Here is a 21,752-nt window from a genome sequence, read left to right as displayed (position 1 = left end):
CGTAACTTACTCGCATCTGCGATACCAGCATGGGTCTTCGTCCCGGCACCGGGACGTCCAAAGCCGTGGCCACGCGGCCGGATTGTAGAGGAATTTCGATGACGATCACTGCGGATGCGCAGGAACTGGCAGCGCTGCGGTCGCTTTCGGCCGCCATCGGCAGCGACCCGCATCTGACCCAGGCCGCCGGCGGCAACACCTCGCTGAAAGCCGGCGACACGCTCTGGATCAAGGCCTCCGGCACCTGGCTGAAGGACGCGCTCATCGCCGACATCATGGTGCCGGTCGGCATCCCGCCATTGCTCGACGCCATCGAACGGCGCGACCCGGCCGCCGAACAGCCGCAGGCCTTCACTGTCGACGCCCTCAACGCGCGCGGCTTGCGCCCGTCGATCGAGACCACCGTGCATGCGCTGATGCCGCAGCGCATCGTTCTGCATGTTCACTGCGTCGAGACCATTTCGCTGGCGGTGCAGGCCGACTGCGAGGCCGAGGCCGCCAGGCGGCTCAACGGCCATCAATGGGCGTGTATTCCCTATCGCCGGCCGGGACTGCCGCTCGCGCAGGGTATCGCCGAGCGCCTTCGGCCAGGCGTGGATATCCTGATCCTCGGCAATCACGGCCTGGTCGTTGCAGCCGAGACCGTCGCCGCGGCCGACATGCTGCTGCGGCGCGTGACACGACTGTTGGCGCGGCCGCCGCGCCAGGTGGCGGAACCGGACATCGCGGCATTGACGGCGCGCGCCGGCGACAGCGACTACAGATTGCCGGCGGACGTTGAGGCGCATGCGGTGGCGATCGACCCTGAAAGCTGCCGCATGGCTTCGGGTGGCAGCCTCTACCCCGACCACGTCATCTTTCTCGGCGAAGGCTCGGTCGTGGCGAGACCGGACGAGGGTGTGAAGCGCGTCATCGAGCGCTGCGGTGCCGCACCCGTGGCGATCCTGTTTCCTGGACTCGGCGTGTTGATGCGCGGCGACGCCGGCGCCGGTGCCGACGCCATGCAGCGCTGCCTTTCCGACGTGACAGCGCGGATCGATGTCTCGGCGAAGCTGAATTATCTGACAGCGGCGGAGAATGACGAGCTGATCAACTGGGACGCCGAAAAATATCGCCAGAAACTCAATGCCGGAGACAGCTGACATGCCGCGTTCGTCTGGTCCGCTTGCCATCGGCATCGACATCGGCACATCCGGCGCGCGCGCCGTCGCCATGCGTCCGGACTTTTCCATTGCCGCGCATTCCGCTATTGCCCTCGAGCGATTTGGGCCGAACGGCCGCGACCCCGCCATATGGTGGGAGGCGGTCGGCGCGACGTTGGCGGAACTGCTCAAATGTATCGATCGCGCGGCAGTGCGCTCGATCGCCGTCGACGGTACGTCGGGCACGCTGCTGCCGGTCGACGGCGCCGGGCGGCCGCTGGCCGAACCGCTGATGTACAACGACAAGGTCGCTGACGACACTATTCTGACAGCAATAGCCGGCGCGGCACCGGCAACGAGCGCTGCACTCGGGGCAACCTCCGGTCTCGCCAAGGCGCTGTCTTTCCAGCACCTGCCCGGCGTCGCCACTGTGCTGCACCAGGCAGACTGGATCGCCGGACAGTTTTCCGGCCATTTCGATGTCAGCGACGAGAACAACGCCCTGAAGACCGGCTACGACGTCGAGGCCCGGCGCTGGCCGGACTGGATCGCGGCGACCGGCGTGCGCATGGAATTCCTGCCCCGCGTCGTGCGGCCGGGCGATGTCACGGACACGCTCACCGCCAGCGCCGCGAAAATGTTCGGCCTGCCGCGCGACGTGGTCGTGGTCGCCGGCACCACCGATGGCTGTGCGTCGTTCCTGGCAACCGGCGCGACGGCGGCGGGCGACGGCGTCACTGTGCTCGGCTCGTCGCTGACCATCAAGATCCTCTGCGACCGGCCGATCTCGGCGCCGCAATTCGGCATTTACAGCCATCGGCTGGGTGACACCTACCTGGCGGGCGGCGCCTCGAACTCCGGCGGCAAGGTGCTGGCCCAGCATTTCCCCGTCGCCCGCATTGTCGAACTCAGCAAAAAAATCGACCCGGCGACGAAGACCGGCCTCGATTATTACCCGCTGCCGGCGCCGGGCGAACGCTTCCCCATAGCCGATCCGGCGCTGCCGCCGCGCCTCGAGCCGCGGCCCGCCGACGATGCCGACTATCTGAAAGCGATGTTCGAGGGTATTGCGGCGATCGAAGCGCTCGGCTATCGCCGGCTTGCCGAACTCGGCGCGCCCCGGCTGACATCGGTCAGGAGCGTCGGCGGCGGTGCGGCCAATCCGGCCTGGACAGCGATCCGGCAGCGCAAGCTTGGCGTCGCTCTCGTGCCGGCTCTTTCGGAGGAGGCCGCTGCCGGCACGGCGCGGCTGGCGCTGATGGGCGCAAGCGCAGCGGGGCTTTTATGACGGCCAAGGCAATTCAACACCTCGACGGCATCGCCGCGCTGACCGACCGCTATCAGGTGTTCCTGCTCGACCAATTTGGTGTGCTGCACGACGGCACCAGCGCCTATCCAGGTGCTGTCGAAGCGTTGTCGGCACTCAAGCGCGCCGGCAAGACCATCGTACTGATCTCGAATTCCGGCAAGCGGGCGCAACCCAATGAGCACCGCCTGCTGAAGCTCGGCTTCGAACCGGGAAGCTGGGACCACTTTGTCTCCTCCGGCGAGGTGGCGTGGCGCTCCTTCCACCAAATGGCAGCCTCCGGAGCCCTGCGCCCGCAGACAAAATGCCTGCTGATCCGCCGCGACAATGACCGTTCGGCTGTCGACGGCCTGCCCTTCGTCCTGGCCAAGGACGGCGACGATGCCGAACTGGTGCTGATTTCCGCCAGCGAGGGCGATCGCTACGACCTCGACCATTATCGCCGGCTTCTTGGTCCGGCGGCGGCGCGGCGGGTGCCATGCTTCTGCACCAATCCCGACAAGATCATGCTGACTGCCGTCGGCCCTCGCTTCGGCGCCGGCCGGCTCGCCGATCTCTATGAGAGCCTCGGCGGCAGCGTGTCGCGCATTGGCAAGCCCAATCCGCAGATATTCGAGGCAGCGCTGGCACTGGCGGGCCACCCGGAGCGCGACAGCGTGGTCTGCGTCGGCGACAGCGTCGAGCACGACATCGCCGGCGGCAACGGCGTCGGTGTCGCGACGACGCTGGTCCTGTCGGGCATATTGGCGGGGGCGCCTGACCTGGAGGACGTTTTCGCCACGCTGAACGCCCGTCCCGACTACATCGCGGATAGCTTCAGGTTTCGCTGAGGCGAGACAAAGCTAATCCAGGTTGAAACGCCCGATCACCGGCACATGGTCCGAGGGCCGTTCCCAGCCGCGCGCCGGCCGCAGGATTTCATAGCCGGCAAAATGCGGCACCAGGTTTGGCGACGACCAGACATGGTCGAGGCGGCGGCCGCGATTTGAGGCCTGCCAATCCTGGGCGCGATAGCTCCACCAGGTGTAGAGTTTCTCCTCGTAAGGCACATTGAGCCGCATCAGGTCGATCCAGTCGCCGGCGAGCCGCATTGCCTCGAAGTTTTCCGTCTCGACCGGCGTATGGCTGACGACATTGAGGAGCTGCTTGTGCGACCAGACATCGTGCTCGAGCGGCGCGATGTTGAGGTCGCCGACCAGGATCGAGCCGGAGTGCTCGTCATGCTCGGCCCGCACGGCGTTCATCTCGGCAACGAAATCGAGCTTGTGCTTGAACTTGCGGTTGACGGCCGGGTCGGGCTCGTCGCCGCCGGCCGGAACGTAGAAATTGTGCAGCAGGATCGTTTTGCCGCCGGCGTTGACGGTGACCGACAGATGCCGGCTGTCGTCGATCTCGCAGAAGCGGCGCTTTTCGACCACCTCGATCGGCCGCCGCGCTATGGTGGCAACGCCGTGATAGCCCTTCTGGCCATGGAAGGCGATGTGCTCGTAGCCGAGCTTGCGGAACGCCTTCTCCGGAAACAATTCGTCCGGAACCTTGGTTTCCTGCAGGCAGAGCACGTCCGGCGCTGGGTCCACCAGCTGGCGCTCGACGATCGGCATGCGCAGCCGGACGGAGTTGATGTTCCAGGTAGCGACGGAAAACGGCATGTGGGGTTCCGGACAACGCAAGATCCGCCGGATGGCTCCGACGGAAGTCAATCGCGGAAACTACTGCCAGCCGCGCACCGCAAAAACAAGCCGCCCGCACCAACGCGGAAAAACCATCCCGCAGCAGTAGGAAGTTACCGCGTCTTGGTGTTCAGCTCGCGGTTCGCCGTATAGTCGATGGCGAAGGTGTCGGGGGCGAAGCTGACGCCCTCCTTGGTGTTGAAGATCATCACCGTCGTGTCCTTGCCTTGCGCATCGGTGATGGTCCACTGCCGCAATTCATAAGATTTCGGATCGAACATCATGGTGATCTTCGAATTGCCGAACACCGATTTGTCGGCAAGCTGGATGGTGGTGAGATCGTCCTCTTCCTTGACGCTTCTGACGCGCCCGCCGGACAGATCGATCTTGTCGTCGAGCAGCAGCTTCAGCGGCGTCTTCGACAGCGGATAGAGGTCGGAGGTCCGCAGCTTCTTGTTGAGGATGACCACCGACTTGCCGTCGGAAATCACTCTGAAATTCGAGGCGCCGTCGTAATTGAAGCGGATCTTGCCCGGCCGTTCCAGAAAGAACTTGCCGCCGGTCTGCTCGCCCTTGGGTCCGAACTGCACGAACTCGCCGCTCATCGATTTGACCGAGGAGAAATGATCGGCGATCTTCTGCGCCGTCGCCGGAACCGCTGCTTGCGCCGACGCCAGCAACTGGACGCCGGGCACGACATTGGCGGCCGCCGCACCGGCCAGGACCAGGCCGAGGCCGAGCACCTGCCGGCGGGTTGGGGCGAAATCCCTGCTTGGGGGGAGAGTTGCGTTTTTCATGCCGGTCACCATCATCTGATTGCTTGCTCGTTATATTGGTCTGGCCCCCCAGTTGGGCTTAAGTTTGGCGGCCGCACGGCGCCCGTCGTTGCAACGCGCCAAAAGGTTCAAAGTTGCCGGCGCGGACGCGCTCTAGAACTTGTCGTCCTCCGTCGGCACCAGGATTTCGCGTTTTCCGGCATGGTTGGCCGGGCCGACAATGCCTTCCTTCTCCATCTTCTCGATGATCGAGGCGGCGCGATTGTAGCCGATGCCGAGCCGGCGCTGGATGTAGCTGGTAGAGGCCTTGCCGTCGCGCAGCACCACCGCGACCGCCTGGTCGTAGGGATCGTCGGAATCCTCGAAATTGCCGCCGTCGCCGCCGCCACTGCCTTTGCCCGTCGGCTCATCGTCATCCTTGTCGTCGTCCTCGGTGATGGCGTCGAGGTATTCCGGCACGCCCTGCAATTTCAGATGCGCGACAATCTTCTCCACCTCGTCGTCGGAGACGAAGGGACCGTGCACGCGCTGGATGCGGCCGCCGCCGGCCATGTAGAGCATGTCGCCCATGCCGAGCAGCTGTTCGGCGCCCTGTTCGCCCAGGATGGTGCGGCTGTCGATCTTCGATGTCACCTGGAAGGAGATGCGGGTCGGGAAATTCGCCTTGATGGTGCCGGTGATGACGTCGACCGATGGACGCTGCGTCGCCATGATGACATGGATGCCGGCGGCGCGCGCCATCTGCGCCAGGCGCTGCACCGCGCCTTCGATGTCCTTGCCGGCGACCATCATCAAATCGGCCATCTCGTCGATGATGACGACGATGTAGGGCATCGGCTCGAGGTCGAGGTTCTCCGTCTCGTAGATCGCCTCGCCCGTTTGGCGGTCGAAGCCGGTCTGCACGGTGCGCGAGATCCTTTCGCCCTTTTTCTCGGCCTGCTGCACGCGCGCGTTGAAGCCGTCGATGTTGCGGACGCCGACCTTGGACATCTTGCGGTAGCGGTCCTCCATCTCCCGCACGGTCCATTTCAGCGCCACCACCGCCTTCTTCGGATCGGTGACGACCGGCGTCAGAAGATGCGGAATGCCGTCATAGACCGAGAGCTCCAGCATCTTTGGATCGATCATGATCAGCCGGCAGTCCTGCGGCGTCAGCCGGTAGAGCAGCGACAGGATCATGGTGTTGATGGCGACGGACTTGCCCGAGCCGGTGGTGCCGGCGACCAGCACGTGCGGCATTTTGGCGATGTCGACGATCACCGCCTCGCCATTGATGGTCTTGCCCAGCGCCAGCGCCAGCTTGGCCTTGGTGGTTTCGAAATCGCGGCTGGCCATGATCTCGCGCAAATAGACCGTCTCGCGCCTCGCGTTCGGCAATTCGATGCCGATCGCGTTGCGGCCGGGCACCACGGCGACACGGCAGGCGATGGCGCTCATCGAGCGGGCGATGTCGTCGGACAGGCCGATGACCCGCGACGATTTGATGCCGGGCGCCGGTTCCAGCTCGTAGAGCGTGACGACCGGACCCGGACGCACATGGATGATTTCGCCCTTGACGCCGAAATCCTCCAGCACGCCCTCAAGCAGGCGGGCGTTCTGCTCCAGCGCGTCCTTGGACAGGCTGGCGTCGCGCACCACGTTCTTTGGTTCCGACAGGAAGTGCAGCGACGGCATCTCGAATTTTTCCGAGCCGATCAGCGAAGTCTGCGCCTCGCGCTGGACGCGGGCGCCGGGGGCCGGCCGCGGCGCCGGCGCCTCGACGCGCGTCGCGGCGTCGGAACGGAAGTTCTGCACCTTGGCGGTTGGCGCAGCGCGGCGCTGGCCGGCCGGCTCGGGCGCGAAATCCATGTCGTCGTCATTGTCGTCGTTATCGAAGACGTCGGCATCGTCAGGGTCGATCGAGGCACTGCGGTCGTTGACCATGGCGGCGAAGAATTCCGGCTCGACGCGGGCGCGCCCGCCCGGGCTCATCCGCGCCTCGGCGAACTCGGCCGATTCGACCCGTTCGGCCGCCCGCCGCCAGGCGCTGGGGCGCGGTTCCATCTCCGGCTCGAAATCGTCGCGCTCGCGCCGGCGCGCGGCGCGGCGGCGCAGATAGGCCCGCAGCGACAGCCACCAGTGGGTGATGGCGCCAAGCGCCAATATACCTTCGTCGCCCTCGTCCTCTTCATTGTCGAAAAGCAGGTCGTCCTGCGGATCGGGCACTGCAGGCTGTTCGAGGACGGCAAAGCCGTTCTTGCGCGAAATCAGCGCCGAGCCATACAAGAATACCCACAGCGCCGGGGCTGCCAGGAGCACGGCGAGCACGCTGGCGACGAGGCCGGTCGGATAGCCGCCGATGACCAGGCCCGGGATATTGAGCACCATGTCGCCGAAGACGCCGCCGAGGCCGGTCGGCAGCGGCCAGGTCTTGGGCGGCACCACGCAGCCGGCAATTGCCGCGCCAAGCAGCGAAAACCCGAACCAGGCCAGTGCCCGTTTCGGCAGCCGGTCGACGCCGCGCGCGGTAAACAGCAGAAATCCCCAGATCACCGCCGGCACCAGCGCCGCAACGGCGGCAAGTCCGAAGAACTGCATGGCAATGTCGGAAAAGACGGCGCCGGCATAACCCATTGCATTGGTGACGATATTGTCGGTGGCGTGCGAAAAGCTCGGATCGGCGACGTTCCAGGTGGCAAGGGCGGCGACGCCGAAACCAACCAGAGCAAACAGCCCGGCACCGACCAGCCGCCCGACCTGGCGCCTCGCGAACGACCGGATGCCGTGCTCCGTATCGGCCAGCGCAAGCGGTGCTGAAGCCCCTGAACGCATGCTTTTCCTCGTCTGTCGTTGCCCGGCCGGGCGCGGACGCGCAACACGGCAGATTCGGCTGTCAGACTAGCGGCGGGAAGGTTAAGGGCGCATTAACCATGGGCATTCCGCGTCACCGGAACGGGCGACCGCCACCACAGTTCGGAGCGTTGCGGCCGCTGTTTCACGCCGCCGGCGGATCGAGCCACCTTGATCAAGCGATTGTATGATCGAGCCATAACGGCCGCCTGCACACAAAAAAGAGGCCCGGAAGGTTTCCGGGCCTCAAGGCGTGAGCCCTTTCGGGAGCATCACGACGGGATCTTCCCGGCACCGGCAAAACGCCGGTGCCAGCCAATAAACCTCACGGCACAACTTCGCCGTGCTGGCTGATGTCGAGGCCTTCGACCTCTTCCTGGGTGGAAGGACGCAGGCCGACCAGCGCCTTGACGATATAGAGGATCACGAAGCTCGCGATCGCCGTCCACAGGATGATGAAGACGATACCGTAGAGCTGCTTGCCGACAGAGGCACCCGAGCCAAGGCTGTTGATCGCCGGATCGGCGAGCACGCCGGTCAGCAATGCACCGATGATGCCGCCGATGCCGTGCACGCCGAATGCATCGAGCGAGTCGTCATAGCCGAACGCGTGCTTGAGCTTGACGGCCGAGACGTAGCAGAGCACGCCGGCGACGATGCCGACGATGAAGGCGCCGGTCGGATTGACGAAACCGGAAGCCGGCGTCACCGCGACCAGGCCGGCGACGGCGCCCGAGATGATGCCAAGCACGCTCGGCTTCTTGGCGACGATCCATTCGGCGAACATCCAGGCGAGCGCCGCAGCGGCAGCGGCAACCTGGGTGTTCAGCATCGCGGCACCGGCAAGGCCGTCGGCGGCCAGTTCCGAGCCGGCGTTGAAGCCGAACCAGCCGACCCACAGCAGCGAAGCGCCGATGACGGAGTAGACGAGGTTGTGCGGCGCCATGTTGGTGGTGCCGTAGCCTTCACGTTTGCCGAGAACCAGCGCGCAGACCAGGCCGGCAACGCCGGCGTTGATGTGAACGACCGTGCCGCCGGCGAAATCGAGAACGCCGGCTGTGCCGAGGAAGCCGCCGCCCCACACCCAGTGCGCGATCGGGGCGTAGACCACCAGCAGCCACGCGCCCATGAAGATGAGCAGCGCCGAGAACTTCATGCGTTCGGCGAAGGCGCCGGCAATCAGCGCCGGCGTAATGATGGCGAAGGTCATCTGGAACATCGAGAAGACGAACTCAGGAATGTTCGCCACGCCCGGCAGCCACAGCGAGGAGGTGGTGATGCCGTTGTGGAAGAACTTCGAGAAGCCGCCGAGATAGGCATTCATGCCGCCGCCATCCGAGAAGGCCAGCGAGTAGCCGAACATGAACCACAGCACCGTCACCAGGCAGGTGATGGCAAAGCTCTGCATGATGGTGGCGAGCACGTTCTTTTTGCGCACCATGCCGCCATAAAACAGCGCCAGGCCCGGTACGGTCATCATCAGCACCAGCGCCGTCGAGGTCAGCATCCAGGCTGTGTTGCCGGTGTCGAGCGCGGGCGCAGGGGCAGCCGGTGCCGCCGGTGCCGCTTCCTGCGCGAACGCAGCAACCGTGCCCAGCGCAGCGAGAGCGAGCGAACCTAAAACGGCCGCGCGTCCCGTTATCTTCAAGGTGGAAGGAATATTCATTGAACTCTCCATTGGAATACGTATCCGCAGCTCAAAGCGCGTCGGTGTCTGTTTCGCCGGTGCGAATGCGCACCGCCTGGTCGATGCCGAAAACGAAGATCTTGCCGTCGCCGATCTGGCCGGTCTTGGCCGCCGCGGTGATGGCTTCGACGGCCTTGTCGACCATGTCGACAGCGACCGCGACTTCGATCTTGATCTTCGGCAGGAAGCTGACCGCGTATTCCGCCCCGCGATAGATTTCCGTGTGACCCTTCTGACGTCCGTAGCCTTTTACTTCGGTGACGGTCAGGCCCTGGATGCCGACTGCGGTGAGCGCCTCGCGCACCTCGTCGAGCTTGAACGGCTTTATGATTGCCATCACGATCTTCATAAGGTTTCACCCTTTGCTGTTGCGGGTCCCCGCGTTTGCACGACTTCGCCGATCCCCATGAGAGCCGGAGAGTGCCCGCTAGGATTCAAGCTCCGTGCCAATTGCCGAAGCAGGGTGTTAAGCTGTTGTTAAACAACGAAATCGAGAAGGTCTGGCAGCTGCCTGTTCACAGGCGCGGCGGTGCATATGCTTAAAAAATAGGCAAATTTCGAAAAATGCCTACTCCGCAGGCGGCCGCTTCAGCCGGATGAGTCCTTCTTGGGCAACCGAGGCGATCAAGGTGCCGTCGCGGGCAAACAGCGAGCCGCGGGTAAAGCCACGCGATCCTTGCGTCGACGGGCTGTCTTGCGTGTACAGCATCCAGTCGTCGAGCGGATGGCTGCGGTGGAACCACATGGCGTGGTCGAGGCTGGCTGCCTGGATATCACGATCGAAAATGGCGCGGCCATGAGCAAAGGTCGAGGTGTCGAGCAGCGTCATATCCGAGAGGTAAGCGAGCACGGCCGCCTGCGTGGCGCGGTCGGCCGGCACCGGGCCGGTGGTGCGGATCCAGATGTTCTGCTTCGGCTCGAGCTTTTCCCGGCTGGTATAATGCTTCAGCATCACCGGCTTCATCTCGATCGGCCGGTCGCGCTCCCAATAGCGCTTGATGCCGTCGGGCACGGCTTCGCCGAACTTGCCCAGCAATTCGCGCTGCGACAGCAACGTGTCGGGCGCCGGCACGTCCTGCGGCATCGGCACCTGATGTTCCAGGCCGACCTCATCCTGCTGGAACGAGGCTTCCAGCGAAAAGATCGCCTGGCCGTGCTGGATCGCCACGACGCGGCGCGTGGTGAAGGAGCCGCCGTCACGGATGCGGTCGACCTCGTAGATGATAGGCACCTTGGTGTCGCCCGGCCGCATGAAATAGCCATGCAGCGAATGCACGTGGCGCTCGGGCTCGACCGTTCGCTGCGCGGCGACCAGCGCCTGGGCGATGGTCTGGCCGCCGAAGATGCGCTGCCAATCGAGCTTGGGGCTGCGACCACGATACAGGTTGTGTTCCAGCTGCTCGAGGTCGAGAATGCCGAGAAGCTCGTCCATGGCTGCCGTCATCTTGACCTCGCCGCAAAATTACAATGGCGGTTTCCGACAGGAACAGCGGGCAGTCAAGGGCGGAATGCCCGGCGACAGTCAGGCTGCGAAAGGAATTGCCATGGTCGACAGCAAGAATTCGCTCGATGTTCTGGTCGCCGGCGCCGGTTATGTCGGCCTAGCCGCCGCCGTGTCGCTGAAGCAGGCGCGGCCGAGCCTCGCCGTCGCCGTCGTCGATGCGGCACCCGCCAGGGTCTGGCAGAAGGACGGCCGCGCCTCGGCGATTGCCGCCGCCGCGTGCCGCATGCTCGACCAGCTCGGCGTCTGGAACGAGATCGCGCCGGGGGCGCAGGCGATCACCGAAATGATCGTCACCGATTCGCGCACATCCGATCCGGTCCGCCCGGTGTTCCTCACTTTCGACGGCGAGGTCGCGCCCGGCGAACCCTTTGCGCATATGGTTGCCAACAAGGATTTGAACGGCGCCTTGCGCCGGCGCGCCGAACAACTCGGCATCGGCATCATCGAAGGCGTCGCCGTCAGCGCCTTCGACATCAACGGCGCCGGCATCACCGTGCATCTTGCCGACGGCGCGACGCTGAAGGCGCGGCTGCTGGTTGCCGCCGACGGCGTCAATTCGAAGCTGCGCGACATGGCCGGCATCAAGACGGTGAAATGGGAGTATGGCCAGTCCGGCATCGTCTGCACGGTGGCGCACGAGCGGCCGCACAACGGCCGCGCCGAAGAGCATTTCCTTCCCGCGGGCCCGTTTGCCACGCTGCCGCTCAAGCCGGGCAAGGACGGCACCAACCGCTCGTCGATCGTCTGGGTCGAACGGTCGCAGGATGCCGAGAAACTGGTCAGTGGCGACACGCTGGTCCTGGAATATGAGCTCGAGCAGCGCTTTGGCCTGAAACTCGGCGAAATCCATATCGCCGACAAGCCGCGTGCCTGGCCGCTCGGGCTGATCATTGCGCGCGCCTTCGTCGCGCCGCGCATCGCCTTGGCCGGCGACGCCGCCCACGGCATCCACCCGATCGCCGGCCAGGGTCTCAATCTCGGCTTCAAGGACGTGGCGGCGCTGGCCGAAGTGGTGGTCGAGGCCGACCGGCTCGGCCAGGACATCGGCGCGCTCGACGTGCTCGAGCGCTACCAGCAATGGCGGCGTTTCGACACGGTGCAGATGGGCATCACCACCGATGTGCTGAACCGGATGTTTTCCAACGATTTCGGCCCGCTGCGCACTTTGCGCGACATCGGCCTCGGCCTCGTCGAGCGCATGCCGCGGCTGAAGGGGTTTTTCATCCGCCAGGCGTCGGGTCTGTCCGGCGACACGCCGAAACTGTTGAAGGGCGAGGCGATTTAGGCTTGGCAAGTGCGCGTTACTGGCCGTTCGGTCAGTTGACCTCGAAGCCCAGCTTCTGGCGCAGCCGCAGCATGCGCTGGTCGGGAATCTGCAGGTTTTGTCCGCCGGCTTCCGCCGCACGGCTGACCATCCGCAGCAGATCGCTCCTTTCGACCGCGTCGAGCCGTTCGCGCAGGAACGGTGCCAGCTTGTCGATGACGACCGTGGCGTCGTCGATTTGCGATGCCGCCCATTTGGCGTAGATCACCGCTTCATCGGTCTGTTTTTTGTCGGCAATCTCCGAGATCACCGATCGAATGGCAGCTTCGCGTTGCGGCAGCACAGGACCATGTTCGGAAACGATGGCGGTGATCAGCGTCGCGGCGGCGACGACCGGATCGTCGATCGCCGTCAGCGGCGAGAGCGCCGCCTGCTTGCGCAGTTTCTTGCGGCGGACGTTGCCCTGGACGCGGCCAACCACGTCGGCAACCTCACGCGCCGCGTCGTTCATGATCTTCAGCCGGTACCACCAGAAGCCCGCTGCTCCGAGCAGGCCGATTGCTGCAATCAATATATGCATGCCCCGAAATCCCCCGATCTCGGCGACGATAGGAGAAGTATTGCTTCGCTTCAACACGCAAAAGTTGCGTCCGGCGAAGAAAACGAAAGCCCATGCCAGTCGTTGGTCGCCACCGCTCCGCGGAGGAACTTATCGAGACATCTCTATGACCCGGGCACCTTGTAGATCGCCCGCACCTCGATCGTGCCGATTTCGGCCAGCGGAATCTCGCCCGCGATCTCCAGCGCCTCATCGAGGCTCTCGGCCTCGATCATGACGAAACCGAGCAACTGCTCCTTGGTTTCGGCGAAGGGGCCGTCGGTGACCAGCCGCTTGCCCTTGCGCCTGCGAACGGTTTTCGACGTTTTCACCGATTGCAGCGCCTGCGCGATGATCAGCATCCCGCGTTGGTCCAATGACCGGTCATGGGCCATCGAATCGGCGTCGAGCTTGGCCAGCCTCTCGGGGGTCATTGCGTAGAGATCTTTTTCTTCACCATAGACCAGGCAAACATACTTCATTTTTATCTCCATTCCTGGCTTGAAGCCGAAGACGAGGCTACGGAAATCTCCGCGGAGCCCTTGCCTGCCGCAGAATCGAGACCGGCCGCAGCATAGTCGAGAAGAGATACCGCAATCCCAATGATGGCAATCGCCGCAAGCAGTCGGCCGAAGCCGGAAGGCTGCAGGCGCGACCAGTCGGCTTGTTGTTCACCGGCCCTGTGGCCGGTGCTTGTCCAGTGAGCAGAAAACAGATTGTTCATGTGGTCCTCCATCCGGCCACCAAGTCCATGGCCGCCCGCAGGACGGCCGGGACAGATGGAAGTCGACATTTTTGCACGCATATTTTTTTCGAATTTTTTTCGCTCGACATGATGTGTCACGCCGCCGCCGATACGAAAGCGTGGGTGGCCTTCGCTCCGGCGCGCGCTATAGTCGACTGGATGCCGATCACGGGCTCAGCCACGACAATCAAGGAGGAATTGATGGACCGCACCGCCAACGCCGTTTGGAAAGGCAGTTTCAAGGAAGGCAAGGGCACACTCGAAACCCAGAGCGGGGTGCTGAAGGGCACACCCTATTCGGCCAAGACGCGTTTCGAGGATGAAAGCGGCAAATCCGGCACAAACCCGGAAGAGCTGATCGCCGCCGCCCATGCCGGCTGCTACGCCATGCAGCTTTCGCATTTTCTCGCCGAGAACGGCACTCCGGCTGCCGAGCTCGACGCCAAGGCCGTGGTAACGCTGGTCCCCGGCACCGGCATCACCGGCAGCGCGATCACGCTGGTCGGCAAGGTACCGGGCATTGATGCCGCCAAGTTCAAGGAATTGGCCGAGAAGGCCAAGGCCGAATGCCCGGTCTCGAAAGCGCTCGGCGCCATCAAAGTATCGCTCGACGCCAGGCTCGGGTGAGAGCTGGTCTGCGAAGCGGGCGATCCTTCGCGCCCCCTCTCGAATGATTATTGGCTTTTTTCGCCAACGAGCGCGTCGAGGCGGGCGCGCAATGCCGCGACCTCCTCCTCGAGGGCCCGCACGCGCATTTCCATATCCGACGCCGGCGAGGACGACTGCAGGGGTGCTGCGGCAGCCGACAGCTGCGGCGGCCCGCTGAGCAGATGGACGTAGCGATCCTCGCGCTGGCCTGGGCCGCGATCGATCTGCTGCACCAGCGGTGGCCGGCGGCCGATCAGCAGATCGAGATTGCCGCGAAGCTCGTCGATCGACGGCAGCCGCGCCATGCGCTCGCTTCGCGCCAGCAATTCATAGGCCGTCTGCGGGCCGCGCAGCAGCAACAGGCCGAGCAGCGCGATCTGCGCCGAGGTCAGGGAAAAGCGCTGCGCCACGACATGCTCGTAGCGCTCGACGCGCGACGCAAACACCTGCCTGACGAGGCCCTTCTGCTCCAGCTGGCCAAGCGCTCTTCTGACCTCGGCAAGTTCGACCGACATTACCGGCTCGCGCGCCGTCTTCTGGTTGGCAGCGGCAAGTGCCGCATTGAGCGTCAGCGGATAGACGTCCGGCGTCAGCTCCTTCTTCTCGATAAGGCAGCCCAGCACGCGGGCTTCGATGGGAGAGAGGATGGGAAGGTCGGAATCGGTCATAAGTTTGCTATCCTTTCGAACTCGGCGGGACGGCGCCCCCCTCTGTCCTGCCGGACATCTCCCCCTCTAGTGGGGAGATTGGCTGTCATCACCGCTTCGCCACCTTTCAAGGCTGCAGAAAGGGCGCTGTCCTCCAAGCTGCTAATCTCCCCCCTTGAGGGGGAGATGTCCGGCAGGACAGAGAGGGGCGCGAAGGATCGCTGCGGACGAGACGATCTCGGCTGCAACCCGCCCGCCGCCTACACCCGTCGCTCAACCATCATCTTCTTGATCTCGGCGATCGCCTTGGCCGGGTTGAGCCCTTTGGGGCAAGTCTGGGCGCAGTTCATGATGGTGTGGCAGCGATAGAGCCGGAACGGGTCTTCGAGATTGTCGAGCCGCTCGCCCGTCGCCTCGTCCCTCGAATCGATCAGCCAGCGATAGGCCTGCAGCAGCGTCGCCGGGCCGAGATAGCGCTCGCCGTTCCACCAGTAGCTCGGGCAGGAGGTCGAGCAGCAGGCGCACAATATGCACTCGTAGAGCCCGTCGAGCTTTTCGCGGTCCTCATGGCTCTGCAGCCATTCCTTGGCCGGCTCGGGCGACAGCGTCTTCAGCCATGGCTCGATCGAGGCGTGCTGGGCGTAGAAAGTGGTGAGGTCGGGCACCAGGTCCTTGACCACAGCCATGTGCGGCAGCGGATAGACCTTGATCGCGCCGGAAATGTCGTCGCAGCCCTTGGTGCAGGCCAGCGTGTTCGACCCGTCGATGTTCATGGCGCACGAGCCGCAGATGCCCTCGCGGCAGGAGCGGCGCAGCGTCAGCGTCGGGTCGATCTTGTTCTTGATCCAGAGCAGCGCGTCGAGCACCATCGGCCCGCAATCGTCCATGTCGACGAAATACGTATCCATGCGCGGGTTCTCGTCATCGTCCGGCGACCAGCGGTAGATGCGGTATTCGCGCAGGTTGGTCGCGCCCTCCGGCTTCGGCCAGGTTTTTCCGGCCATGATCTTCGAGTTTTTCGGAAGCGTGAGTTCGACCATTACCTCAGGTCCTTTCGGATGACGAGCTTCAGCCCGGACCAGATCTCGTTCACGGCGGCGACCTTGACGTCGACGAGGTCGAGCTTCAGCGCCTCTGTGCGGATAACGTCCTCGGTGACGTCGGTCGGCACTTTCGATGCCTTCTTCGGCCATGACACCCAGACCATGCCGTCCCGCTTGATCGCCGCTTCGACGTCGCCTAGACGGTCCTCGATCTCGATACGCTGCCGGGTGAAAGCATGTACGGCATCGTATTTCTCATGAACGCCCGAAATCGCCGACCATTCGGCCAGTCGGTCGACACCGGCAAAATCGACGGCGTCGGCCAGATCGTCCAGTTCCGCCGGCAGGGCGATGAAGGCCGCGGTCATCCCGTCCTTCAGGCCGAGCTTGGCCGGAAGAGGCGTGCCGGAATATCCTGCTGCCGCCGACGCCATTCTACTTCTCCGTATGAACGTAGAGGGCGTTCACGAAGCCGGTACAGCGGGCATATACGCGCACTTCAAATGCTTTCCCGACCTTTTGCTTTAGTACGCCACTGACCGGAGGCCTTGCCAGGCATCTGATGTGCCCGACGTTCTTGGAATAAAAATTTCGACTTGACGATTGGGCCGTAACGGCATCTTTCCAAATGGGAATATCATTCACCATTTTCGAGATTTTGTCAGCGTTGTCATAGATATAGACCGTCTCGGCAGACGCAGGGTGCACTCCGACGCCAACCAGAAATGCCGAGGCGATCAGATGTTTCATCATAATCTCAATACACCCTAGCCTTCGGCGCGATCTTGGCCGGGTTGATGCCGCCGTCTGCTTCCCTAAGCAGTGTTTCGGTGTGCACCGGCCGGTAGGTGAGCGCCACCTCGCCGGCCTCGTTGAGCCGGGCCAGCGTATGCTTGCGCCAGTTGGCGTCGTCGCGGGCCGAAAAGTCCTCCCGCGCGTGCGCGCCGCGGCTTTCCTTGCGCGCCTCGGCGCCGTAGACGGTGGTAATGGCGTTGGCCATCAGGTTTTCCAGCTCCAGCGTCTCGACCAGATCGGAGTTCCAGATCATCGAGCGGTCGAACACTTTTACGTCCTTGAGCTCGCCCCAGATCTGGGAAATGCGCCTGCAGCCGCTTTCCAGCGAGTCCTGGGTGCGGAACACCGCCGCGTCCTCCTGCATCGCCTTCTGCATCTTTTCGCGCAACACCGCGGTCGGCGTCGAGCCGTTGGCGTGACGCAGCCGGTCGAAGCGGTCCATGATCTTTTCGACGGCGGCCTCTTTGGGCGAAGGGATCGCCGATGTGCGGTCGATCACCTGGCCGGCCCGGATTGCCGCCGCACGGCCGAACACCACCAGGTCGATCAGCGAGTTGGAGCCCAGCCGGTTAGCACCGTGCACCGAGGCGCAGCCGGCTTCGCCGACCGCCATCAGCCCGGGCGACACCTGGTCCGGATTCGACGCCGTCGGGTTCAGCACCTCGCCCCAGTAATTGGTCGGCACGCCGCCCATATTGTAGTGGACCGTCGGCAGCACCGGGATCGGCTCCTTGGTCAGGTCGACGCCGGCAAAGATCTTTGCCGATTCCGAAATACCCGGAAGCCTCTCGTGCAGAACGGCCGGGTCGAGATGGTCGAGATGCAGGAAAATGTGATCCTTCTTCGGGCCGACGCCGCGGCCCTCGCGGATTTCCAGCGTCATGCAGCGCGAGACCACGTCGCGCGAAGCCAGATCCTTGGCTGACGGCGCGTAGCGCTCCATGAAGCGCTCGCCCTCGGAATTGACGAGATAGCCGCCCTCGCCGCGCGCGCCCTCGGTGATCAGGCAGCCGGCGCCGTATATGCCGGTCGGGTGGAACTGCACGAACTCCATATCCTGCAGCGGCAGGCTTGCGCGTGCGGCCATGCCGCCGCCATCGCCGGTGCAGGTATGCGCCGAGGTGGCCGAGAAATAGGCGCGGCCATAGCCGCCGGTCGCCAACACCACCATCTTGGCCGAAAAGCGGTGGATGGTGCCGTCGTCGAGGTTCCAGGCGACCACGCCGGTGCAGGTGCCGTCCGGCTCCGTGATCAGGTCGAGCGCGAAATACTCGATGAAGAACTGCGCATTGTGCTTCAGCGACTGGCCGTAGAGCGTGTGCAGCATGGCGTGGCCGGTGCGGTCGGCGGCCGCACAGGTGCGCTGCACCGGCGGCCCCTCGCCGAAATTCATCATCATGCCGCCGAACGGCCGCTGGTAGATTTTCCCGTCCTCGGTGCGGCTGAAGGGAACGCCGTAGTGCTCGAGCTCGTAGACCGCCGCCGGCGCCTCGCGCACCATGTATTCTTGAGCGTCGGTGTCGCCCAGCCAATCTGAGCCTTTGACGGTGTCGAAGAGATGCCACTGCCAGTTGTCGGGCCCCATATTGGCGAGCGAGGCGGCGATGCCGCCCTGCGCCGCAACCGTATGCGAGCGCGTCGGGAACACTTTGGTGATGCAGGCGGTGCGCAGGCCCTGCTCGGCCATGCCGAGCGCGGCGCGCAGGCCGGCGCCGCCGGCGCCGACGACCACGACGTCGAATTTGTGATCGACATAGCTATAGGCGGAAGCCGTGTTGGCGTTCTTCGCGTCCTTGGCCAAAAATCAGCCTCCAAATGCCAGTTTAAGCAGGGCGAAGACCGAAGCGACGCCGACGACTACGGGAAAGAATGTGTTGAGGGCGAGCAGCGCCAGCCTGGTGCCTTCGCCATGCACATAGTCTTCGATGATCGCCTGCATGCCGAGCCGCATGTGGTAGAGCACCGACAACAGCACCAGCGCCAGCACCAGTGCAACGAACGGATTGGCAAGTGCGGCGCGCACCTCGAGATAGCTGGCGCCGTTGAGTGCGATCAGGAAGCCGACGAAGAACAGGACCAGCGGGATATTGGAGATCGCCGTCAGCCGCTGGCGCCAGAAATGGCCGGTGCCCTCGCGGGCGGAACCGAGACCGCGGACCTTGGCCAGCGGCGTGCGCATGTCGGTGTTCTTGCTGTTCATGTCAGGCTCCCCGCGCCATGTAGCCGGCGATCCAGATCAGCAGCGTCAGCGTGACCGAGCCGGCAAGCGTCGCCCAGGCGATCCTCGATGCCGTATGCTTTTCCAGCCCTGCCCCAGTGTCCCAGATAAGATGGCGCACACCGCCCAGCATGTGGTGCATCAGCGCCCAGCTGTAGCCGAACAGCACCAGCCGTCCCAGCCACGAGCCGAAGGCCCAGTTGACGGCATTGAAGGTCGCCTCCGAGCTCGCCGCCGCCATCAGCCACAGCGCGACCAGCAGCGTGCCGAAATAGAGCGCCCCGCCGGTGATGCGGTGGACGATCGACATCGTCATGGTGATCGGCGGCCGATAGACGGTCAGATGCGGCGAAAGCGGCCGTTCACGTCTGGCAAATTCGCGGGTGGCTGGTGATTTGCTCATGGCTCCCCCAGTTCGGCGTCTCTGGAGCCTCAGGTGGGAATGCGGCATTACCGCTTCCGGTTGCGACTTCGGACAGCCGGTTTCTAATGCTCTTTTTGCACCGCGTCAAAGCCGGAAAACCGTTTCGAAAACGTAATTTAGTCTGATGAGAGCGAGGCTTTCAGCTTCAATCGATTAGGACTGTCGCCTTGCGCCGGTACAATGTCGCTGCACTGCAAAATATGGCTGGCGCAAGGGGCGGGTCAGCGCTTGCAGGCCAGCGGTGGTGCACCGCCCTTCATCACCAGCGCCTCACGCCCATCGATCACGATTGCGTCATGCGCCTCGCCGTAACGGCTGGTCTGATTGGCCGGTGAGGCCGGCAGCTCGGCGCTGGCGCCGTTCTGGCCGAGGACGCGCACCGACGTGCCGAGATTCTCGATGGTCATCACGCTGCCGTCGGCGCAGTTGTAAGTAGCTGTGCGCGGCTGCGGTGCCGTCGGTTCGCTAGCAGCCGGAGCAAGCGACACGGAAGCGGCGGCCGTGTTGCCGAGCTTGGGCGCGCTGGTCTGCGGCGCGCAGGCGGCTGCAGCCAGCAGCGGCGGAATGGCCAGCGCCATCCGAAACGTGCGGCGTAATCTCATTTGCTGCCTTCCCCACCGCGTATCGAGCCCGCCGCGATGCTCCGGCAAGCCACCGGATTTCATGCTTTTTGAGTCGCGCCCGATGCTGGGAATGGTGGGAACAAGGCGTGGCCGAATGATGGCCGGTGGGCGATCGGTATTAACCATATTTTCCGAGACCTCGCCCGTGCTGCGGTTGCCCTCTTAACAAAGGTTAATAAAAGGTTAATTTCTGATTCGAGGAGGCTTGCCTCTCAGCAACTGGAGCAGCACGCCATGCATTCGAATTCAGCAGGATCGCGCCTTCCCTGGTTTCTATTGGCGGCGCTCGCCGTCGGCGTCGTCGCACCGGCATTCGCCGGGACGCGCCATCATGACCGCGTCTATGCCGATTCCTTCGGCAATCTCGTCATCGACAGCGCCGCCGGCTACAAGCGTATCCTCGTTGGCGAGGGCAAGCTGGCCAAGGAATTGTCCGACTACACCAGCGCCGGCCAGCCCGACGTGATCTACGAAAACGAATCGGACGATGTCCGCGGCGGCGACTGCTATAGGCCGCCGGTTTTCGTCAAGGGCCGCAGCTATATGTACGGCCTCTCCGACGGCGAAATGCCGGAGCTCAGCCCCTGCCGCTGACGGCCACGCCGCCCTTGGTTGACGGCGCCGGCAGGGCAACAGCCGGCCCCACCGAGACACGCACGCAATCGCGACCGCTGCCCTTCGCCTGATAGAGCGCTTTGTCGGCGCGCCGCAACAGGTCGGAAAAGCTTTCGCCCGGACCAAGCTCGGCAACGCCGAAGCTGGCGCTGCAGCGGTGATCCGCGGGCAGGCAGTCGATCGGCGTGGCACCGAAGGCGCTCCGCGTGCCCTCGGCAAAGAGCCGGGCGGCGGCTAGATTGGTCCCCGGCAGGAAAATCGCGAATTCCTCGCCGCCGATGCGGCCGGCGACATGATGGTCGGCCGCGGCATCGCGGAGAAAACCGGCAAAGGTCTCGATGACCCGATCGCCCGACGCGTGGCCGTAAGTATCGTTGATGCGCTTGAAATGGTCGAGATCGGCAATGACCAGTGCCGCTGGAACGGCGCGCCGCATGGCGTCACGCAGTGCGATCTCGGCATGGCGCTCGAAGCCCCCACGGTTGAGCAGCCGCGAAAGCGTGTCGGTTTCCGATTTCGACGTCGCCTCGGCGAGCACGTCGCGGACCAGGATAGCCAATGTCACCAGCGCAAGCGCCAGGCCGAACACGGTGCCGACCGACTGCGACACCAACGCATAGCTGGTCTGCGCATAAGATTGCGGGTTGGCGCCCCAGCCACCAAGCGCATGGGCGATGAAGGGTTTGCTGGCGAACTGCAAGGTGCTGGCCGCCAGGACAGCCATCAGCATATAGTCGAGCCGCTCGCGTCTTTGCCTGGACGACAAGACGATCGCCAGCCCGGTGAACTGCATGGCCGCATAGGGAAGCTGGTAGGCCGCCATTCGCACAAAGGATTGGCGTGGCAGGTCCTGCACGAAGTAGACCGCGAGGGTGGCGAAGACCAGGAAGAACAGCATCGGCGGCCAAGGCGGCGAAACGCGGTATTTATGGGCAAGCCCGCCATTGAAGGCGACGGTAGCGCCAAGGAAGGCGGCAAAGGCGGCGACAACCACGGGGCGCGCATTGTCGAAGGCAGGAATGCTGAACTCGATCGCGAAATAAGCCGTGCCGAGCACATAGCCGAACGCCAGCCAGCGTGCCGACACCCGGCCGGCGTCATAGACCGCGATCGCCGCCAGCAGCCCGGCAACGAACAGGTTGATCAGCAGGATGAAATTAGCGCTGCCCATGGTGTTTTGGCACTCCCCCGAACAGCAAATCACCAACGCGCGAAAAA

The 21,752-nt window shown here is 64.1% G+C and carries 24 protein-coding genes; 6 read left to right on the top strand and 18 right to left on the bottom strand.

What is annotated here, in order from left to right; genetic code table 11:
* The first annotated feature begins 98 nt into the window (after positions 1 to 98).
* From NKH41_RS29425 to NKH41_RS29415, 3 genes are read left to right on the top strand one after another with little or no spacing between them, the layout of a single operon-like run.
* A complete protein-coding gene (locus NKH41_RS29425) occupies positions 99 to 1,142 on the top strand; it encodes a class II aldolase/adducin family protein (protein ID WP_352935233.1) in 1,044 nt (347 codons plus the stop codon).
* A 1-nt stretch (position 1,143) separates the two neighbouring features.
* Positions 1,144 to 2,430 (top strand): FGGY-family carbohydrate kinase, encoded by a 1,287-nt coding sequence (locus tag NKH41_RS29420; RefSeq protein WP_352767403.1) that lies wholly within the window; start codon positions 1,144 to 1,146, stop codon positions 2,428 to 2,430.
* A complete protein-coding gene (locus NKH41_RS29415; protein ID WP_352540845.1) occupies positions 2,427 to 3,278 on the top strand; it encodes a TIGR01459 family HAD-type hydrolase in 852 nt (283 codons plus the stop codon). Before NKH41_RS29420 ends, NKH41_RS29415 begins: the two co-directional genes overlap by 4 nt.
* Before the next feature lie 12 nt (positions 3,279 to 3,290).
* On the opposite strand, the gene NKH41_RS29410 is transcribed toward NKH41_RS29415, so the two are convergent.
* The 6 genes from NKH41_RS29410 to tesB all read right to left on the bottom strand — a co-directional run bounded on the left by NKH41_RS29410 (position 3,291) and on the right by tesB (position 10,854).
* On the bottom strand, positions 3,291 to 4,097 hold the full coding sequence (locus NKH41_RS29410; RefSeq protein ID WP_352935230.1) for an exodeoxyribonuclease III: 807 nt from the start codon (positions 4,095 to 4,097) through the stop codon (positions 3,291 to 3,293).
* Between the two features lie 134 nt (positions 4,098 to 4,231).
* Positions 4,232 to 4,915: an outer membrane lipoprotein carrier protein LolA gene (locus NKH41_RS29405; protein ID WP_352767401.1), complete on the bottom strand. Its 684-nt coding sequence runs from the start codon at positions 4,913 to 4,915 to the stop codon at positions 4,232 to 4,234.
* Between the two features lie 132 nt (positions 4,916 to 5,047).
* Positions 5,048 to 7,705 carry an FtsK/SpoIIIE family DNA translocase gene (locus NKH41_RS29400; RefSeq protein WP_352707979.1) on the bottom strand — a complete coding sequence of 886 codons (2,658 nt, stop codon included), beginning with the start codon at positions 7,703 to 7,705 and terminating at the stop codon, positions 5,048 to 5,050.
* A gap of 343 nt (positions 7,706 to 8,048) precedes the next feature.
* The gene (locus tag NKH41_RS29395) at positions 8,049 to 9,371 is read right to left on the bottom strand and encodes an ammonium transporter (RefSeq protein ID WP_352935239.1); all 1,323 of its coding nucleotides are present in this window, start codon (positions 9,369 to 9,371) and stop codon (positions 8,049 to 8,051) included.
* A 49-nt stretch (positions 9,372 to 9,420) separates the two neighbouring features.
* On the bottom strand, positions 9,421 to 9,759 hold the full coding sequence (locus NKH41_RS29390; RefSeq protein WP_023679755.1) for a P-II family nitrogen regulator: 339 nt from the start codon (positions 9,757 to 9,759) through the stop codon (positions 9,421 to 9,423).
* 219 nt (positions 9,760 to 9,978) lie between these two features.
* The gene (gene tesB, locus NKH41_RS29385) at positions 9,979 to 10,854 is read right to left on the bottom strand and encodes an acyl-CoA thioesterase II (protein WP_031212697.1); all 876 of its coding nucleotides are present in this window, start codon (positions 10,852 to 10,854) and stop codon (positions 9,979 to 9,981) included.
* 100 nt (positions 10,855 to 10,954) lie between these two features.
* Between tesB and NKH41_RS29380 the strand changes: the two genes are divergently transcribed.
* Positions 10,955 to 12,199 (top strand): ubiquinone biosynthesis hydroxylase, encoded by a 1,245-nt coding sequence (locus tag NKH41_RS29380; protein ID WP_352470911.1) that lies wholly within the window; start codon positions 10,955 to 10,957, stop codon positions 12,197 to 12,199.
* Between the two features lie 31 nt (positions 12,200 to 12,230).
* On the opposite strand, the gene NKH41_RS29375 is transcribed toward NKH41_RS29380, so the two are convergent.
* From NKH41_RS29375 to NKH41_RS29365, 3 genes are all read right to left on the bottom strand, one after another.
* Positions 12,231 to 12,758 carry a hypothetical protein gene (locus tag NKH41_RS29375; RefSeq protein ID WP_352470786.1) on the bottom strand — a complete coding sequence of 176 codons (528 nt, stop codon included), beginning with the start codon at positions 12,756 to 12,758 and terminating at the stop codon, positions 12,231 to 12,233.
* Positions 12,759 to 12,901: 143 nt separating this feature from the next.
* Complete coding sequence (locus tag NKH41_RS29370) at positions 12,902 to 13,258, bottom strand: YciI family protein (protein ID WP_352450152.1); 357 nt, start codon at positions 13,256 to 13,258, stop codon at positions 12,902 to 12,904.
* Positions 13,259 to 13,260: 2 nt separating this feature from the next.
* Positions 13,261 to 13,620 (bottom strand): hypothetical protein, encoded by a 360-nt coding sequence (locus tag NKH41_RS29365; protein ID WP_352832399.1) that lies wholly within the window; start codon positions 13,618 to 13,620, stop codon positions 13,261 to 13,263.
* Positions 13,621 to 13,722: 102 nt separating this feature from the next.
* Between NKH41_RS29365 and NKH41_RS29360 the strand changes: the two genes are divergently transcribed.
* Positions 13,723 to 14,148 (top strand): OsmC family protein, encoded by a 426-nt coding sequence (locus tag NKH41_RS29360; RefSeq protein WP_352470788.1) that lies wholly within the window; start codon positions 13,723 to 13,725, stop codon positions 14,146 to 14,148.
* Between the two features lie 47 nt (positions 14,149 to 14,195).
* Here the strand turns inward: NKH41_RS29360 and NKH41_RS29355 are convergent, their stop codons facing one another.
* The 8 genes from NKH41_RS29355 to NKH41_RS29320 form a co-directional block, all read right to left on the bottom strand.
* A complete protein-coding gene (locus tag NKH41_RS29355) occupies positions 14,196 to 14,837 on the bottom strand; it encodes a YceH family protein (protein WP_352767399.1) in 642 nt (213 codons plus the stop codon).
* A 239-nt stretch (positions 14,838 to 15,076) separates the two neighbouring features.
* Entirely contained in the window at positions 15,077 to 15,856 is a 780-nt protein-coding gene (locus NKH41_RS29350; protein WP_352767398.1) for a succinate dehydrogenase iron-sulfur subunit, read from the bottom strand.
* The gene (locus NKH41_RS29345) at positions 15,856 to 16,293 is read right to left on the bottom strand and encodes a DUF3052 family protein (RefSeq protein WP_352767396.1); all 438 of its coding nucleotides are present in this window, start codon (positions 16,291 to 16,293) and stop codon (positions 15,856 to 15,858) included. Before NKH41_RS29345 ends, NKH41_RS29350 begins: the two co-directional genes overlap by 1 nt.
* Position 16,294: 1 nt before the next feature.
* Positions 16,295 to 16,609: a hypothetical protein gene (locus NKH41_RS29340; protein ID WP_352767394.1), complete on the bottom strand. Its 315-nt coding sequence runs from the start codon at positions 16,607 to 16,609 to the stop codon at positions 16,295 to 16,297.
* Between the two features lie 7 nt (positions 16,610 to 16,616).
* Entirely contained in the window at positions 16,617 to 18,455 is a 1,839-nt protein-coding gene (gene sdhA, locus NKH41_RS29335; RefSeq protein ID WP_352767392.1) for a succinate dehydrogenase flavoprotein subunit, read from the bottom strand.
* Positions 18,456 to 18,458: 3 nt separating this feature from the next.
* Complete coding sequence (sdhD, locus tag NKH41_RS29330; protein ID WP_352767390.1) at positions 18,459 to 18,854, bottom strand: succinate dehydrogenase, hydrophobic membrane anchor protein; 396 nt, start codon at positions 18,852 to 18,854, stop codon at positions 18,459 to 18,461.
* Between the two features lies 1 nt (position 18,855).
* The gene (sdhC, locus tag NKH41_RS29325; protein WP_292663224.1) at positions 18,856 to 19,275 is read right to left on the bottom strand and encodes a succinate dehydrogenase, cytochrome b556 subunit; all 420 of its coding nucleotides are present in this window, start codon (positions 19,273 to 19,275) and stop codon (positions 18,856 to 18,858) included.
* A 242-nt stretch (positions 19,276 to 19,517) separates the two neighbouring features.
* The gene (locus tag NKH41_RS29320) at positions 19,518 to 19,898 is read right to left on the bottom strand and encodes a hypothetical protein (RefSeq protein WP_352470792.1); all 381 of its coding nucleotides are present in this window, start codon (positions 19,896 to 19,898) and stop codon (positions 19,518 to 19,520) included.
* A gap of 255 nt (positions 19,899 to 20,153) precedes the next feature.
* Here NKH41_RS29320 and NKH41_RS29315 point away from each other — a divergent pair, with 255 nt between their 5' ends.
* Complete coding sequence (locus NKH41_RS29315) at positions 20,154 to 20,513, top strand: hypothetical protein (protein ID WP_352450158.1); 360 nt, start codon at positions 20,154 to 20,156, stop codon at positions 20,511 to 20,513.
* Here NKH41_RS29315 and NKH41_RS29310 read toward each other — a convergent pair.
* On the bottom strand, positions 20,497 to 21,705 hold the full coding sequence (locus tag NKH41_RS29310; protein WP_352767388.1) for a GGDEF domain-containing protein: 1,209 nt from the start codon (positions 21,703 to 21,705) through the stop codon (positions 20,497 to 20,499). The two genes, NKH41_RS29315 and NKH41_RS29310, sit on opposite strands and share 17 nt — an antisense overlap.
* Positions 21,706 to 21,752 lie beyond the last annotated feature (47 nt).

The organism is Mesorhizobium sp. M1169, from assembly GCF_040318345.1.
Lineage (GTDB): Bacteria > Pseudomonadota > Alphaproteobacteria > Rhizobiales > Rhizobiaceae > Mesorhizobium.
The sequence above is the reverse complement of the archived record's forward strand: the minus strand, read 5'-3'. Positions and strand labels throughout refer to the sequence as shown.

Bases quoted from the DNA above. Each gene is read 5' to 3' on its own strand.
- NKH41_RS29425 (WP_352935233.1), top strand. From the start codon at position 99: ATGACGATCACTGCGGATGCGCAGGAACTGGCAGCGCTGCGGTCGCTT.
- NKH41_RS29420 (WP_352767403.1), top strand. From the start codon at position 1,144: ATGCCGCGTTCGTCTGGTCCGCTTGCCATCGGCATCGACATCGGCACA.
- NKH41_RS29415 (WP_352540845.1), top strand. From the start codon at position 2,427: ATGACGGCCAAGGCAATTCAACACCTCGACGGCATCGCCGCGCTGACC.
- NKH41_RS29410 (WP_352935230.1), bottom strand. From the start codon at position 4,097: ATGCCGTTTTCCGTCGCTACCTGGAACATCAACTCCGTCCGGCTGCGC.
- NKH41_RS29405 (WP_352767401.1), bottom strand. From the start codon at position 4,915: ATGAAAAACGCAACTCTCCCCCCAAGCAGGGATTTCGCCCCAACCCGC.
- NKH41_RS29400 (WP_352707979.1), bottom strand. From the start codon at position 7,705: ATGCGTTCAGGGGCTTCAGCACCGCTTGCGCTGGCCGATACGGAGCAC.
- NKH41_RS29390 (WP_023679755.1), bottom strand. From the start codon at position 9,759: ATGAAGATCGTGATGGCAATCATAAAGCCGTTCAAGCTCGACGAGGTG.
- tesB (WP_031212697.1), bottom strand. From the start codon at position 10,854: ATGACGGCAGCCATGGACGAGCTTCTCGGCATTCTCGACCTCGAGCAG.
- NKH41_RS29380 (WP_352470911.1), top strand. From the start codon at position 10,955: ATGGTCGACAGCAAGAATTCGCTCGATGTTCTGGTCGCCGGCGCCGGT.
- NKH41_RS29375 (WP_352470786.1), bottom strand. From the start codon at position 12,758: ATGCATATATTGATTGCAGCAATCGGCCTGCTCGGAGCAGCGGGCTTC.
- NKH41_RS29370 (WP_352450152.1), bottom strand. From the start codon at position 13,258: ATGAAGTATGTTTGCCTGGTCTATGGTGAAGAAAAAGATCTCTACGCA.
- NKH41_RS29360 (WP_352470788.1), top strand. From the start codon at position 13,723: ATGGACCGCACCGCCAACGCCGTTTGGAAAGGCAGTTTCAAGGAAGGC.
- NKH41_RS29355 (WP_352767399.1), bottom strand. From the start codon at position 14,837: ATGACCGATTCCGACCTTCCCATCCTCTCTCCCATCGAAGCCCGCGTG.
- NKH41_RS29350 (WP_352767398.1), bottom strand. From the start codon at position 15,856: ATGGTCGAACTCACGCTTCCGAAAAACTCGAAGATCATGGCCGGAAAA.
- NKH41_RS29345 (WP_352767396.1), bottom strand. From the start codon at position 16,293: ATGGCGTCGGCGGCAGCAGGATATTCCGGCACGCCTCTTCCGGCCAAG.
- NKH41_RS29340 (WP_352767394.1), bottom strand. From the start codon at position 16,609: ATGAAACATCTGATCGCCTCGGCATTTCTGGTTGGCGTCGGAGTGCAC.
- sdhD (WP_352767390.1), bottom strand. From the start codon at position 18,854: ATGAACAGCAAGAACACCGACATGCGCACGCCGCTGGCCAAGGTCCGC.
- sdhC (WP_292663224.1), bottom strand. From the start codon at position 19,275: ATGAGCAAATCACCAGCCACCCGCGAATTTGCCAGACGTGAACGGCCG.
- NKH41_RS29320 (WP_352470792.1), bottom strand. From the start codon at position 19,898: ATGAGATTACGCCGCACGTTTCGGATGGCGCTGGCCATTCCGCCGCTG.
- NKH41_RS29315 (WP_352450158.1), top strand. From the start codon at position 20,154: ATGCATTCGAATTCAGCAGGATCGCGCCTTCCCTGGTTTCTATTGGCG.
- NKH41_RS29310 (WP_352767388.1), bottom strand. From the start codon at position 21,705: ATGGGCAGCGCTAATTTCATCCTGCTGATCAACCTGTTCGTTGCCGGG.